Here is a 13,037-nt window from a genome sequence, read left to right as displayed (position 1 = left end):
GCGCGCACAGCGCCTCCTCGGCTCCCCGCCCCGCCCGGCTCCTCCTCGGGGCCACGAACCTCGTCCGACATACCGAACAGAAGGACATCTTGTGACCGACGCTTCCGCCAAGGCAGCCCGCAGGCCCGGTGAGCAGGCACTCACCGCGCTCGGCCTGGGTGCTCCCGCCCCCGACCCCGCCGACGCCTCGCCGCACTCCTTCCCCGGCGGCGGCCTCTGGCGCACCGAGGTCCCCTCCTGCGAGGGGCCCGAGGCGCTGGCGGTGGTCCTGAAGGAAGCCTCCCGGCTGGACGTACCGATCCACCGGATCAGCCAGGGCAGCGGCGTCTGGATGCTGACCGACGCCGAGATCACCGAGATGGCCGGGGCAACCGCCGAACGGGACATCGAGCTCTGCCTGTTCACCGGCCCGCGCGGCACCTGGGACATCGGCGGCTCCACCCGTACCGACTCGCGCGGCGCCGGGCTGCGCGCCCGGGGCCACGACGCGGTCGCCGGCTGTATCGAAGACGCCGTGCGGGCGACGGAGCTGGGCGTCAAGTGCCTGCTCGTCGCCGACGAGGGGGTGCTGTGGACGCTGCACCGGGCACGGGTGGCCGGGATCATTCCGCAGGACACCACACTGAAGGTCTCGGCCCTCGTCGGACCGGTCAACCCGGCCTCGTACGCGGTCTACGAGCAGCTCGGCGCCGACTCGGTCAACGTACCGAGCGACCTGACGCTCGATCACCTCACCGAGATCAGAAGGGTTTCGACCGCTCCGATGGACATGTACATCGAGGCCCCCGACGACCTGGGCGGTTACGTCCGGATGTACGAGGTGGCCGAACTGATCCGGCGCGGAGCGCCGTTGTACCTGAAGTTCGGACTGTCCAAGGCGCCCGGGATCTACCCCTACGGACACCACATGCGGGACGTCACGCTGACGAGCGCCAAGGAGCGGGTGCGGCGCGGCCGGCTCGCCCTGGACCTGCTCGCCCGCCACGGCGCGGACCGCGACATGGACCCGCTCGGTTCACGGCTTCCGGGGAAGCTGCACAGGTTCGACATCTCGTCATAACGTTCCGGAAACTCGACTTCACAGAAGCAGACACAGACCCGCACAATCCCACACACTCCCTGTCGGTTCCACCCGGCGCCTCCTGCCCACCGCACCTCCCCGCCCCGCCCCTTCGATCCGCCCTTCGCCATCAAGCGCCTCGCCCCACAGGCGAGTGCGCACCTCCGGACCGTCACTGCACCCACATCAAGGATGATGATCATGCGTAATCGCAGAGCCGCCCTCGCCACCGTGGCCACCGCCGCCTCCCTCGCCCTCACCCTGTCCGCCTGCGGCCAGAGCGGCGAGGGCGGCAGCGAGGAGGACAAGTCGAGCTCCGGCGGAGCGACCGTCGGCATCGCGATGCCGACCAAGTCCTCCGAGCGCTGGATAGCCGACGGTGACAATGTCGTCAAGAACCTGGAGTCCAAGGGCTACGAGACCAAGCTGGTCTTCGGCGAGGACGACCCGGACCAGCAGGTCGCCCAGGTCGAGAACCTGATCACGCAGGGCGTCGAGGCGCTCATCGTCGCGGCCATCGACAACAAGTCGCTGAACAACGTCCTGCAGCAGGCCAAGGACGCCGACATCCCGGTGATCTCCTACGACCGCCTGATCCTCGGCACGGAGAACGTCGACTACTACGCCTCGTTCGACAACGAGAAGGTCGGCGAGCTCCAGGGCGACTACATCGTCGACAAGCTCGGTCTGAAGGACGGCAGCGAGAAGGGCCCCTTCAACATCGAGCTGTTCGCCGGCTCCAACGACGACAACAACACCCGCTACTTCTTCCAGGGCGCGATGAACGTCCTGCAGCCGTACATCGACGAGAAGCAGCTCGTCGTCCGGTCCGGCCAGACCGAGCTGAACCAGGTCACCACCCTGCGCTGGGACGGCGGCACCGCCCAGAAGCGCATGGACGACATCCTGACCTCGTCCTACAAGAGCGAGGCGGTCGACGCGGTCCTCTCCCCGTACGACGGCATCTCCATCGGCATCCTGTCGGCGCTGAAGTCGGACGACTACGGCTCCAAGAACAAGCCGCTGCCGATCGTCACCGGCCAGGACGCCGAGGTCGCCTCGGTGAAGTCGATCATCGCCGACCAGCAGTCCATGACCGTCTACAAGGACACCCGTGAGCTCGCCAAGGTCGCCACGAACATGGTCGACGCGCTCCTGAAGGACAAGGAGCCCGAGGTCAACGACACCGAGACCTACGACAACGGGTCGAAGGTCGTGCCGGCCTACCTGCTGGAGCCGGTCGCCGTGGACAAGGCCAACTACCAGGAGACCGTGGTCGACTCCGGCTACGTCAAGGAGAGCGACCTCAAGTAGGCGGCCTCAGCAGGCGACCCAACCACCGCCGTACCCCTACGGATTGGAAGGCACGACCATGGCGGGACCCGTCCTGGAAATGCGCTCGATCGTCAAGACCTTTCCCGGCGTCAAGGCGCTGTCGGACGTCACTCTGACCGTCCAGCGGGGCGAGGTCCACGCCATCTGCGGCGAGAACGGCGCCGGCAAGTCGACCCTCATGAAGGTCCTCTCCGGCGTCCACCCGCACGGCACCTACGAGGGGGAGATCCTCTTCGAGGAAAACCCCTGCCGGTTCAAGGACATCAGGGCCAGCGAACAGCAGGGCATCGTGATCATCCACCAGGAGCTCGCCCTGGTGCCCTACCTCTCCCTCGCGGAGAACATCTTCCTCGGCAACGAGCACACCAGGCACGGCCGCATCGACTGGCACGAGACGCTGCGGCACGCCACCGAACTGCTGCGCCGGGTGGGGCTCGACGACCACCCGGAGACCCGGGTCGCCGACATCGGCGTGGGCAAGCAGCAGCTGGTGGAGATCGCCAAGGCGCTGTCGAAGAAGGTCAAGCTGCTCATCCTCGACGAGCCGACCTCCGCGCTCAACGACGAGGACAGCGGCAAGCTGCTCGACCTGATCCTCCAGCTGAAGGAGCAGGGCATCACCTCGATCATCATCTCCCACAAGCTGAACGAGATCCGCAAGGTCGCCGACTCGGTGACGATCCTGCGGGACGGGCGGACCATCGAGACGCTCGACGTGGAGGCCGTGGAGACCACCGAGGACCGGATCATCAGCGGAATGGTCGGCCGCGACCTGGAACACCGTTTCCCGGAGCGGACCCCGCACCACCCGGAGGAGGGCACGGCCCCGGCTCTCGAGGTGCGCAACTGGACCGTGCACCACCCGATCGACCAGCAGCGCAAGGTCGTCGACGACGTGTCGCTGGAGGCCCGGCGCGGCGAGATCGTCGGCATCGCCGGTCTGATGGGCGCCGGCCGCACCGAGCTGGCGATGAGCCTGTTCGGCCGCACCTACGGCCGGTACACGGGCGGCACCGTCCTGCGGGACGGCAAGGAGATCCGTACCAAGACCGTCCCCGAGGCAGTGGGACACGGCATCGCGTACGTCACCGAGGACCGCAAGCACTACGGCCTGAACCTCATCGACACCATCAACCGCAACATCTCGCTCAGCGCGCTGGGCAAGGTCGCCAAGCGGGGAATCGTCGACGAGCACGAGGAGCGCCAGGTCGCCGAGGGCTTCCGCAGGTCCATGAACATCAAGGCGCCGACGGTCTTCGAGCCGGTGGGCAAGCTGTCCGGCGGCAACCAGCAGAAGGTCGTCCTCAGCAAGTGGATCTTCGCCGGTCCCGAGGTGCTGATCCTGGACGAGCCGACGCGCGGTATCGACGTCGGCGCCAAGTACGAGATCTACACGGTCATCGACCAGCTGGCCGCCCAGGGCAAGGCGGTCGTCTTCATCTCCTCCGAGCTGCCCGAACTGCTCGGCATGTGCGACCGCATCTACACGATGGCCGCCGGACGGCTGACCGGGGAGTTCTCGCGGGCCGAGGCATCCCAGGAATCGCTGATGCGTCAGATGACGAAGGACAAAGAGGTAACCCGATGAGCACGGATGTCACCGACAAGAACCCGGCCGCCGCGCCGCCGGGCAAGAACGGGACGGGCACCGGTGACGGCCTGCTCCGGCTGATGCTGGACGGCATGCGCCGCAACATGCGCCAGTACGGCATGCTGATCGCCCTGGGCCTGATCGTGGCGCTGTTCGCGGTGTGGACCGAGGGCGACCTGCTGCTGCCGCGCAACGTGTCCAACCTGGTGCTGCAGAACAGCTACATCCTGATCCTGGCGATCGGCATGATGCTGGTCATCATCGCGGGCCACATCGACCTGTCGGTCGGTTCGCTGACGGCGTTCGTCGGTTCGATGGCCGCCGTGTTCATGGTCCGCAACGACCTGCCCTGGCCCGTCGCGGTGCTGCTGTGCCTGGCCGTGGGCGCGATCGCGGGCGCGGTACAGGGGTGGTTCATCGCGTACGGCGGGCTGCCGTCGTTCATCGTGACCCTGGCGGGCATGCTCACCTTCCGCGGTCTGACCGAGATCTTCCTCGGCGGGCAGACCCTCGGCCCGTTCCCGAAGGGGCTGCAGACGACGGCCAACGGCTTCCTGCCCGAGGTCGGCCCGAACACGAACTACCACAACCTCACCCTGTTGCTCGGCCTCGGACTGATAGCCCTCGTGGTGCTCCAGGAACTCCGCGACCGGCGCCGCCAGCAGGAGTTCGCCCTCGACGTCCTGCCCACCAGGCTGTTCCTGCTGAAGCTGGTGGCGCTCACCGCCGCCATCCTCACCGTCACACTGCTGCTGGCCAGCTACAAGGGCGCCCCGATCGTGCTGCTGATCCTCGGCGCGCTGCTCGTCGGCTTCGGCTACGTGATGCGCAACGCCGTCATCGGCCGCCACATCTACGCCATCGGCGGCAACCTGCCCGCGGCCAAGCTGTCGGGGGTACGGGAGAAGAAGGTCACCTTCCTGGTCTTCCTGAACATGGGCATGCTCGCGGCCCTGGCGGGTCTGGTCTTCGCCGCCCGCTTCAACGCGGCCTCGCCCAAGGCCGGCCTCAACTTCGAACTCGAGGCGATCGCGGCCGCGTTCATCGGCGGCGCGTCGATGAGCGGCGGTGTCGGCACCGTGCTCGGCGCGATCATCGGCGGCCTGGTCCTGGGTGTGCTGAACAACGGTATGAACCTCGTCGGCGTCGGCACCGACTGGCAGCAGGTCATCAAGGGCCTGGTGCTCCTGGCGGCGGTCGGCTTCGACGTGTGGAACAAGCGCAAGGTCGGTTCGTAAGTCGGCTCGGGCCCCGCCGGAAGGCGGGGCCCTCTTCTTGAGGGAGCTTGATAGTGGAACTGAACAGACGCACGGTCATCGCAGGAGCGGCGGCCGCGGCCGCCGGAGTCACCGCCGCCACCACGACCGGTGGGACGGCACACGCCTCGGGCGGCGGCCGGGGCCCGGGTGCGGGCGGCAGGAAGCCCGTACGGACGCTCTTCGGCACACTCGCTGACGGCACGAAGGTGCACAGCTGGTCGCTGGCCAACGGCAGGACACGGCTGAAGGTCCTGTCCTACGGCGGCATCGTCCAGTCCCTGGAGATCCCCGACCGCCGGGGCCGCTACGCCAACGTCTCGCTCGGCTTCGACACCATCGAGGAGTACGTCGCGTCCAGCCCGTACTTCGGCGCCCTGATCGGCCGCTACGGCAACCGGATCGCCGAGGGCCGCTTCACCCTCGACGGCACGGCCCACCAGCTCTCCGTCAACGACGGCGCCAACAGCCTGCACGGGGGCGCCCAGGGCTTCGACAAGCGGGTCTGGGACGTCGAGCCGTTCGCCGAGGGCTCCGACGTCGGACTGCGCCTGTCCTACGTCAGCGCCGACGGCGAGATGGGCTACCCGGGCACCCTGCGCACGAAGGTGACGTACACCCTTACCCGGCACGGCGACTGGCGCGTCGACTACGCGGCCACCACCGACCGGGCCACCGTCGTCAACCTCACCAGCCACGTCTACTGGAACCTCGCCGGCGAGAGCAGCGGTTCGGTCGACGACCACGAGCTGACCATCGCCGCCAACCGTTACACACCGGTCGACGCCGGGCTGATCCCCACCGGCGAACTGGCCCGGGTCGGCGGCACCCCGTTCGACTTCCGCAGCGCCAAGCCGATCGGCCGGGACCTCCGCGTGGCGCACCAACAGATGCTGTACGGGCAGGGTTTCGACCACAACTGGGTGCTCGACAAGGGCATCACCGCGCGCCCCGGACACGCCGCGACCCTGCGCGACCCGTCCTCCGGCCGCACCCTGCGGATCGCCACCAACGAGCCCGGACTGCAGTTCTACTCGGGGAACTTCCTCGACGGCACCCTCGTCGGCACCGGTGGGCGGGTCTACCGCCAGGGCGACGGACTGTGCCTGGAGACCCAGCACTTCCCGGACGCGCCGAACCAGCCGTCGTTCCCGTCGACGGTGCTGCGTCCGGGCGAGACGTACCGGACGACGACGGTGCACTCGTTCGGCGCCTGAACCACGGGCGCCGTCCGTGGTGGGGCCCCGCGCGGGGGCGCGTGACGCGTAAACCGCGCCAGAGGTTCACGCCGTCACACTTTTTTCACATCGGCTGAACAGCGCCACACCCCCCTCCGTATGTACGGGTGGCCCGTGCTCCCCCGCGCGGGCCACCCACGCATGACGGGCCCGGTACGTCCCCGGCGGGCCCGCCGTACACGGAGGTTCCATGGCCGACAACGTCACCTCGTTGTTCCGCAGCACCGCGGCACACAGCCCCTCGATGGCTGCGCTGGCACGGGAGAGCGACGGGGTCGGCCCGGTGGACTTCTGCATTCCGTGCAATCCGTACTTCCCCACCCCGGCCATGTTCGAGGACATGGCGGCGCGGCTGCGCGACATCATCACGTACTACCCGAGCAGCGCCGACACCATCACGGCCGAGCTGTGCAGTCTGCTCCGGCTTCCGCCGCAGTGCGTGGCGATGGGCAACGGCTCGACGGAACTCATCACCTGGATCGACCACCTGCTGGTCCGCGAGTCCCTCGCCGTCCCCGTCCCCACCTTCGGCCGCTGGACCGACCAGCCCATGGAGACCGGCAAGCGGGTCGACATGTTCCCGCTCCAGGAGTCCAGCGGCTTCGCCCTCGACCTGGCCCAGTACGGCGAGTTCATCCGGGCGCGGGGCACCAGGGTCGCGGTGATCTGCAACCCCAACAACCCCGACGGCGGGTTCCTGCACAAGCACGCGATCGTGCAGTTCATGGACGCGATGGCCGACCTCGACCTGGTGGTGATCGACGAGTCGTTCCTGGAGTTCGCCGACGCCGAGGTGGAACCGTCCGTGGTGCAGGAGGCGATGCTGCGCCCCAACGTCATCGTCCTGCGCAGCCTCGGCAAGAACTTCGGGCTGCACGGCATCCGTTTCGGCTACCTCGTCGCCAACCCCTCGCTCGCGGGCCGCGTCCGCTCGATGCTGCCGAAGTGGAACCTCAACTCCTTCGCCGAGCACGTGGTGTTCATGCTCAAGGAGCACGGCACCGAGTACCAGCAGAGCCTGCACCAGGTGCGCCGCGACCGGATGGACATGTCCGGCCAGCTCTCCTCACTGCCCGGTCTGACCGTCTACCCGTCCCAGGGCAACTTCCTCTTCGTGCGCCTCCCCGTGGGCGCCGAAGGCACCGTGGTCCGGGACCGCATGCTCACCGAGCACCGGCTCCTGGTCCGCGAGTGCGGCAACAAGATCGGCTCGTCCAGCCGCTTCCTGCGTCTCGTGGTGCGCCCTCAGGTGGACGTGCGCCGCCTGGTGTCCGGCCTGGAACAGGTGCTCTACGGGACCTCCAGGAGGGGAGCCGCCGTGCCCGAACAGGCCACGGGGACCGGCTACAGCTCGGGCACGGCGGCGATAGACCGCCTGGTCAGCGAGACCAACGGCGCCGGCACCCAGGGCCTCGCCGCGCAGGCCCTCGGGGCCGGTGCGGGTGTCCCGGGCCTCCCCGCCGCTCCGGCCGCCGGCATCGGCATGCCGCTCACCGCCGCCCCGCCCCCGGGCACGGTGGGCACGGGCGGCGGGATGCCGATGCCGGCGGCAGCCTCGTCGGGGCCGCTGCAGGAGCCACCGCCCCTGCAGCCGCAACCCGTGCAGTCGCAACCCGTGCAGCAACCGGTTCCTCAGCCCGTACCGCAGCAGGTGCCCCAGCACATTCCTCAGCAGCCGGTCCCCCCGCAGATGCCCCAGCAGATGCCGCCGCAGCCCATGGCGGCTCCGGTCCCGGCACCCGCGCCGGCCCCGATGTCCGCCGCGGCGTCCTTCGCCCCTTCCCCGATGCCCACCGGCCCCACCCCGCCCGGTGTCCCCGCTCGCGGCGGCCTGACGGCGGCGCAGGTCAGGGGCACCGACGGCCTCTCCCCGGCCCCGGCGACGGGCTGGCCGGCCGGGGCGCAGAGCTGGCCGGAGGCGGCGGGCGTGGGCCAGGTGGTCTGACGCCCGGGCTTTGCCGATCAGGCCGGATTGAGCCGCCACTGCTGGCAGTGGTTGTTCAGCCAGGTCCACTGCCGTACGTCGGCCGAGTCGGCGGTGGAGCAGTCGGCGACGTCGGCGACCCTGCCGGTGGCCTGGTTGACGATCCGGACATGACCGCCGTCGGTGGCGACGAACCGGAACCGCTGACAGGTGTCGTCCAGCCACGACCACTGGCGCAGGCCGGCCCCGTCGGCGGCGGAGCAGTTCTCGGTGTCCAGCACCTTGCCGGTAGAGGCGTTGACCAGCCGGTGGGGGTCATCGCCGAAACCCTCCAGCCGCCAGCGCTGGTTGGCGCCGCCGTTGCAGGTGTACTGCCGCACGTCGGCCCCGTCTGCGGATGAACTGTCGGCGACTCCAAGGCACTTGCCACTGTTGCGGTGGGTGAGGGTGTAGGTGGTGGAGACGCCCGACGGCTCGCCCGGGGGCCCGGTCTGGCTCGCCCCGGGCCGTACGGGCGTGCCAAGGTTCGGTGAACCGCCGGAGTTCCGGATGAACTTCTGCGCCCGGGCGGTGCGCCCGTTGTCGCAGCCGTCCGACGCCGAGTCGTTGGCGTGGTAGACGATCCGGCTCTCGCTCCCGTCCGGGGAGGCGAAGAACCCGTTGTGCCCCGGCCCGTACACGCCGTTGCCGTCGCTGCGCTGGAAGACGGGCGTGGACTTCTTGCTCCGGGAGGAAGCGGAGGTGGGGTCGGAGCCGGTGAGGGAGAGCCGGCCGAGCTTGTAGTCGGGGGTCCGGCAGCCGCCGGCGGAGCAGACGAGGAAGGTCCGCCCGCCCCGCTGCAGGATCTCCGGCCCCTCGTTGACGGCCGCGCCCTGCCGCTCCCAGTCGTAGGTGGGCGTGGACACCGGCGTAGCGGTACGGCTGCGGAACCGCCTCGGTGGGGGTGGTGCGGGGCAGGCCGGTCGGCCCGTACGCGTAGGTGCGGGTGTGCCTGCCCGCGTCGTCGACCAGTCCGAGGACGTTGCCCGTCACGTCGGTGAGGTAGTAGAAGGACTTTCCCCCAGTGGTCATGGAGTTCAACGTGCCCGCCGGTTCCCGGATGAATCCGGTGTCCACGCCGTCCGTGGTGGTGCTCGCCAGTCCCGGCGCCGTGGGGCGGAGCCAGGTCGATCCACCGCCCGGAGCGGCGGGTCTCGGTCGGCTTGAAGCCCTGTGCTCGGCGCCTTCGTCGTGCTGGTCGACGGTGGTCGTGCGTGCCCGCGAGGAGGCCGCGCAGTCCCCACCGAACGAGGACGATCTCCAGGACAGCTGGGACCAGGCCGTGCAGGACCTGCACGTACCCACGAGGCGGGGGGTGCCGCTTCCCGCGCGACCGACCGCCGTGTTGCGCCGGGTACTCGGCAGGTGCCCTGCGAGGGGCCGGTCACCGTTGTGCGATCTCGCCCCTTGCCCGGGACGTCGCCTCAGCGGCGTTGTACGGACGCCGGGGCGGCGCTGTGGCTGACGTCCCTGCAGGGAAAGCGGTCATGCCGTCGGAGACGGTGGCACGCGCCGGCCTCGCCACCCCGTCAGGGTGGCGAGGCCGGCGGGCGTGCGTGCGGGGTGGTAACGGAGAACAAGTCCGTCACCACCCCGCACGCGTGCCGGTACGGCTGGTCTACCAGCGGTACCACCGGCCCTTGTTGCCGCCCGCGCCTGCGGAGCGCATGACGAAACCGAGCAGCCACACGGCGAGCACGATCACCGCCACGATCCACAGGGCCTTCAGAGCGAATCCGGCACCGAAGAGGACGAGGGCCAAAAGAAGAACAAGAAGCAGGGGAACCATGATTATCAACCTCCGATGAACCGAATGCCCCGGAGTTCTCACACCACGCACATAACCTGATGTTTCTTTCACCCCGCAGGGGGAAGGCGCGCGCATGTCTACGGCGGCGTGACCTGTCCCGCACCGATGGATCCGCTCAAGATGCGCGTCCGACGGGAAGGGCGAAACTGACCATATGGCACCACCACGTCGTACACCCGCCGGGAATACCAAAACGGCGCCCGCTCGCCGTACCGGATCCGCGCGAGGGCCCGATCACGCGGCCCGTACCGCCCTCCAGACCCTGGAAGGGCTGATCGACCACCCGGCGGAGGGCGTGTCCGCCGTCCGCCGTTCCGACGACGGCTGGTGTGTGGTGGTGGACGTTCTGGAAGTTCCACGGATTCCCGACACCACGAGCCTCCTGGCCTCCTACGAGGTGCAACTCGACCGGGCCGGCGAGCTCCTCGAGTACCGAAGGGTCCGCCGCTACCGCCGCGGTGCGGCCGACGAGTGATCCGTGTTCGCTCCCTCTGCTGGAAGGACCTTCCATGCCCGTGACCACCTACTCCGACGAAGGAGTGGCCTGCCCGCCTCGCGCCGGCACGCTGTACGACGTGCTGGAACTGATTCTCGACCGCGGCATGGTCATCGATGTGTTCATAAGGGTCTCGCTGGTCGGGATCGAGATCCTCAAGATCGACGCGCGCATCGTCGTCGCGAGTGTGGACACCTATCTGCGGTTCGCCGAAGCGTGCAACCGGCTGGACCTCGAGCGTGATTCCGGCAGCACCACGGTCCCCGAACTGTTCGGCGGCGGTGCGGCCAAGGCCGTCGGCAAGCGCAAGGTGCGCAAGGCGGCCGACACCGTGGGCGACACCATGCGCAGGGCGGTCGGCGGCGGCGACTCGTCCGACGACGAAGAGGACGAGGACGAGGACGAGCGGCAGGAACGCCCGAAGAAGCGTGCCCCCGCGCGCAAGAGCAGCCGACGCCGCGTGGAGGCATGACCGTAATGACCGACGGTGTGTACGTCTACGCGATCCTGCGGGCGGGAACGGCGCTCCCGAAAGGGCTCGGCGGCGTGGGCTCCCCTCCCGCCCGGGTCCGGACGATCAGGCAGGGCCCGCTCGACGCGGTCATCAGCGACGCGCCGCCCGAACTGCGCGCGCGACGTCGCGACCTGCTGGCACACCAGGAACTCCTCATGCGCCTGACGGACGAGGGGCCGGTGCTGCCCATGCGGTTCGGCATGGTCGCGCCGGACGAAGAAACGATTCTGCATCAACTGGCCGCCGCCGGGTCCCGCCATGCGGCCACCCTGGAACAGCTGGCCGGCCGCTTCGAGATCAACGTCAAGGCGCTTCCGGCACAGAACGCGCTGGCGGCCCTCGTCGCCGAGGAGAAGGACGTGCGGCGGCTTCGCGTTGCCGCACGGCGGCGCCCCGGCTACGAAGCCAGCATCAGACTGGGCGAGGCCGTCACCACCGCACTCACCCGCAGAGCGGCGGCGGCAGGGCAGCGCCTGCTGCGTGACCTCACACCCAGGGCCCGCGCCGTGGCAGCAGGCCCCGCCGTCCCGGGCTGCGCCCTCAACGTGTCCTTCCTCGTCGACCGCGGCGACAGCGACACCTTCCTCACCAGGGCCCGGGACTTCGCGGACGCTCATCAAGAGCACCTGGAGGTCCGGCTCGCCGGCCCGCTCCCCTGCTACAGCTTCGTCTCGTCGGAGGCCCGCCCCGCCCCCGTGGGCGGGGCGTGACATGGGGCTGATCACCGGCCTGCTCACGCTGCCCATCGCACCGGTCCGCGGCGTGGTCTGGGTGGCCGAGAAGCTCCACGACGCCGCCGAGCGCGAGTTGCACGACCCCGCCGTGCTGCGTACGCAGTTGGCGGTACTCAACCAGGAACTCGAGGCGGGCGAGATCACTTTGGAGGAGTTCGAACGGGAAGAGGAAAGGCTGCTCGACCGGCTGCACGCCGTGCGGGTCGGCCCGGCGAAGAGCGATCACGATCGAAGGTGACGTGCTGATGGAAGACCAGTCCAAGGTTGTCGTGGGGGCCGCGCTGCTCGGCGGCTACGTGCTGGGCCGGACCAAGAAGGGACGGGTGGCCCTCAGCGTCGCCACGTACCTGGCCGGCAGGCGATTCGGCCTGGAGCCCCGCCAACTCGCCGCGGAGGGGATGCGCCGGCTCGGCGAGGTTCCCCAGTTCGCCGAACTCCAGAACCAGTTCAAGGGCGAGGTCCTCGACGCGAGCCGCAAGGCCGCGACCGCCGCCGCCAACCGCCGCATGAGCTCGCTGGCCGACGCGGTCAGCGCCCGCACGGCCCGTCTCCTCGAAACTCCGCAGGGCGAAAACAAGGACAAGGACAAGGACGAAGACGTCGACGAGGAGCTCGAGGACGAGTACGAGGACGAAGAGTACGGCGAGGGCGAGGGCGAGGAGGAAGAAGAGGAAGAACCCAGCGCCGAGGAAGAGGAGGAAGAGGAAGAGGAACCCGACGCAGAGGAGGAAGGAGAGGAAGGAGAGGAAGGAGAGGAAGAAGAAGGCGAGGAAGAGGAAGAGGAAGAGGAAGAGGAGAGCCCCGAGCAGAAGCCGGAGAAACGGCCGTCGGGAAAGCGTGCCCCCAGGAAGCCCCCGGCCAAGAAGTCCGCCCCGGCCAAGAAGACCGCGGCCAAGAAGACGGCTCCCGCGAAGAAGGCGACCGCCAAGAAATCCACCCCGGCCAAGAAATCCACCCCGGCCAAGAAGTCGGCCTCCAAGAAGACCTCTCCTGCGAAGGGGACCGCATCCAAGCGCACGAAGCGTCGGAGGTAGCGAGTC

Annotated in this window: 12 protein-coding genes and 1 pseudogene; 11 read left to right on the top strand and 2 right to left on the bottom strand. The window is 69.2% G+C overall.

Annotation, left to right across the window (positions count from 1 at the left end):
• The first annotated feature begins 91 nt into the window (after positions 1–91).
• The 6 genes from HUV60_RS24025 (at position 92) to HUV60_RS24000 (ending at position 8,425) form a co-directional block, all read left to right on the top strand.
• Entirely contained in the window at positions 92–1,060 is a 969-nt protein-coding gene (locus tag HUV60_RS24025) for a hypothetical protein (RefSeq protein ID WP_257849282.1), read from the top strand.
• 201 nt (positions 1,061–1,261) lie between these two features.
• On the top strand, positions 1,262–2,374 hold the full coding sequence (gene chvE, locus HUV60_RS24020; RefSeq protein WP_257849281.1) for a multiple monosaccharide ABC transporter substrate-binding protein: 1,113 nt from the start codon (positions 1,262–1,264) through the stop codon (positions 2,372–2,374).
• A gap of 58 nt (positions 2,375–2,432) precedes the next feature.
• The gene (gene mmsA, locus HUV60_RS24015) at positions 2,433–3,983 is read left to right on the top strand and encodes a multiple monosaccharide ABC transporter ATP-binding protein (RefSeq protein WP_257849280.1); all 1,551 of its coding nucleotides are present in this window, start codon (positions 2,433–2,435) and stop codon (positions 3,981–3,983) included.
• The gene (mmsB, locus tag HUV60_RS24010) at positions 3,980–5,224 is read left to right on the top strand and encodes a multiple monosaccharide ABC transporter permease (protein ID WP_257849279.1); all 1,245 of its coding nucleotides are present in this window, start codon (positions 3,980–3,982) and stop codon (positions 5,222–5,224) included. The genes mmsA and mmsB overlap by 4 nt, the downstream gene beginning before the upstream one ends.
• Before the next feature lie 53 nt (positions 5,225–5,277).
• Positions 5,278–6,459, top strand: a complete 1,182-nt coding sequence (locus tag HUV60_RS24005) for an aldose epimerase family protein (protein WP_257849278.1) — start codon at positions 5,278–5,280, stop codon at positions 6,457–6,459.
• A gap of 211 nt (positions 6,460–6,670) precedes the next feature.
• Complete coding sequence (locus tag HUV60_RS24000; protein ID WP_257849277.1) at positions 6,671–8,425, top strand: pyridoxal phosphate-dependent aminotransferase; 1,755 nt, start codon at positions 6,671–6,673, stop codon at positions 8,423–8,425.
• A gap of 17 nt (positions 8,426–8,442) precedes the next feature.
• Here the strand turns inward: HUV60_RS24000 and HUV60_RS23995 are convergent.
• Together HUV60_RS23995 and HUV60_RS23985 are read right to left on the bottom strand one after the other, a co-directional pair.
• A pseudogene (locus tag HUV60_RS23995) lies at positions 8,443–9,315 on the bottom strand (RICIN domain-containing protein); the annotation flags it as partial.
• 746 nt (positions 9,316–10,061) lie between these two features.
• The gene (locus HUV60_RS23985) at positions 10,062–10,232 is read right to left on the bottom strand and encodes a hydrophobic protein (RefSeq protein WP_257849276.1); all 171 of its coding nucleotides are present in this window, start codon (positions 10,230–10,232) and stop codon (positions 10,062–10,064) included.
• A gap of 175 nt (positions 10,233–10,407) precedes the next feature.
• Here HUV60_RS23985 and HUV60_RS23980 point away from each other — a divergent pair, with 175 nt between their 5' ends.
• From HUV60_RS23980 to HUV60_RS23960, 5 genes are read left to right on the top strand one after another with little or no spacing between them, the layout of a single operon-like run.
• Complete coding sequence (locus tag HUV60_RS23980) at positions 10,408–10,728, top strand: gas vesicle protein GvpO (RefSeq protein ID WP_257849275.1); 321 nt, start codon at positions 10,408–10,410, stop codon at positions 10,726–10,728.
• A 34-nt stretch (positions 10,729–10,762) separates the two neighbouring features.
• Positions 10,763–11,221, top strand: a complete 459-nt coding sequence (gene gvpJ / locus HUV60_RS23975) for a gas vesicle protein GvpJ (protein WP_257849274.1) — start codon at positions 10,763–10,765, stop codon at positions 11,219–11,221.
• A 5-nt stretch (positions 11,222–11,226) separates the two neighbouring features.
• A complete protein-coding gene (locus tag HUV60_RS23970; protein ID WP_257850232.1) occupies positions 11,227–11,973 on the top strand; it encodes a GvpL/GvpF family gas vesicle protein in 747 nt (248 codons plus the stop codon).
• Between the two features lies 1 nt (position 11,974).
• Positions 11,975–12,235: a gas vesicle protein GvpG gene (locus HUV60_RS23965; RefSeq protein WP_257849273.1), complete on the top strand. Its 261-nt coding sequence runs from the start codon at positions 11,975–11,977 to the stop codon at positions 12,233–12,235.
• 7 nt (positions 12,236–12,242) lie between these two features.
• A complete protein-coding gene (locus HUV60_RS23960; protein ID WP_257849272.1) occupies positions 12,243–13,031 on the top strand; it encodes a histone protein in 789 nt (262 codons plus the stop codon).
• Positions 13,032–13,037: the final 6 nt, after the last annotated feature.

The organism is Streptomyces sp. KMM 9044 (genome assembly GCF_024701375.2).
Lineage (GTDB): Bacteria > Actinomycetota > Actinomycetes > Streptomycetales > Streptomycetaceae > Streptomyces.
This window is presented reverse-complemented; position numbering and strand designations above follow the sequence as displayed.

Excerpts from the sequence above, each read along its gene's own strand:
- chvE (WP_257849281.1), top strand. The coding sequence starts at position 1,262 with ATGCGTAATCGCAGAGCCGCCCTCGCCACCGTGGCCACCGCCGCCTCC.
- mmsA (WP_257849280.1), top strand. The coding sequence starts at position 2,433 with ATGGCGGGACCCGTCCTGGAAATGCGCTCGATCGTCAAGACCTTTCCC.
- mmsB (WP_257849279.1), top strand. The coding sequence starts at position 3,980 with ATGAGCACGGATGTCACCGACAAGAACCCGGCCGCCGCGCCGCCGGGC.
- HUV60_RS24000 (WP_257849277.1), top strand. The coding sequence starts at position 6,671 with ATGGCCGACAACGTCACCTCGTTGTTCCGCAGCACCGCGGCACACAGC.
- HUV60_RS23985 (WP_257849276.1), bottom strand. The coding sequence starts at position 10,232 with ATGGTTCCCCTGCTTCTTGTTCTTCTTTTGGCCCTCGTCCTCTTCGGT.
- HUV60_RS23980 (WP_257849275.1), top strand. The coding sequence starts at position 10,408 with ATGGCACCACCACGTCGTACACCCGCCGGGAATACCAAAACGGCGCCC.
- gvpJ (WP_257849274.1), top strand. The coding sequence starts at position 10,763 with ATGCCCGTGACCACCTACTCCGACGAAGGAGTGGCCTGCCCGCCTCGC.
- HUV60_RS23970 (WP_257850232.1), top strand. The coding sequence starts at position 11,227 with ATGACCGACGGTGTGTACGTCTACGCGATCCTGCGGGCGGGAACGGCG.
- HUV60_RS23965 (WP_257849273.1), top strand. The coding sequence starts at position 11,975 with ATGGGGCTGATCACCGGCCTGCTCACGCTGCCCATCGCACCGGTCCGC.
- HUV60_RS23960 (WP_257849272.1), top strand. The coding sequence starts at position 12,243 with ATGGAAGACCAGTCCAAGGTTGTCGTGGGGGCCGCGCTGCTCGGCGGC.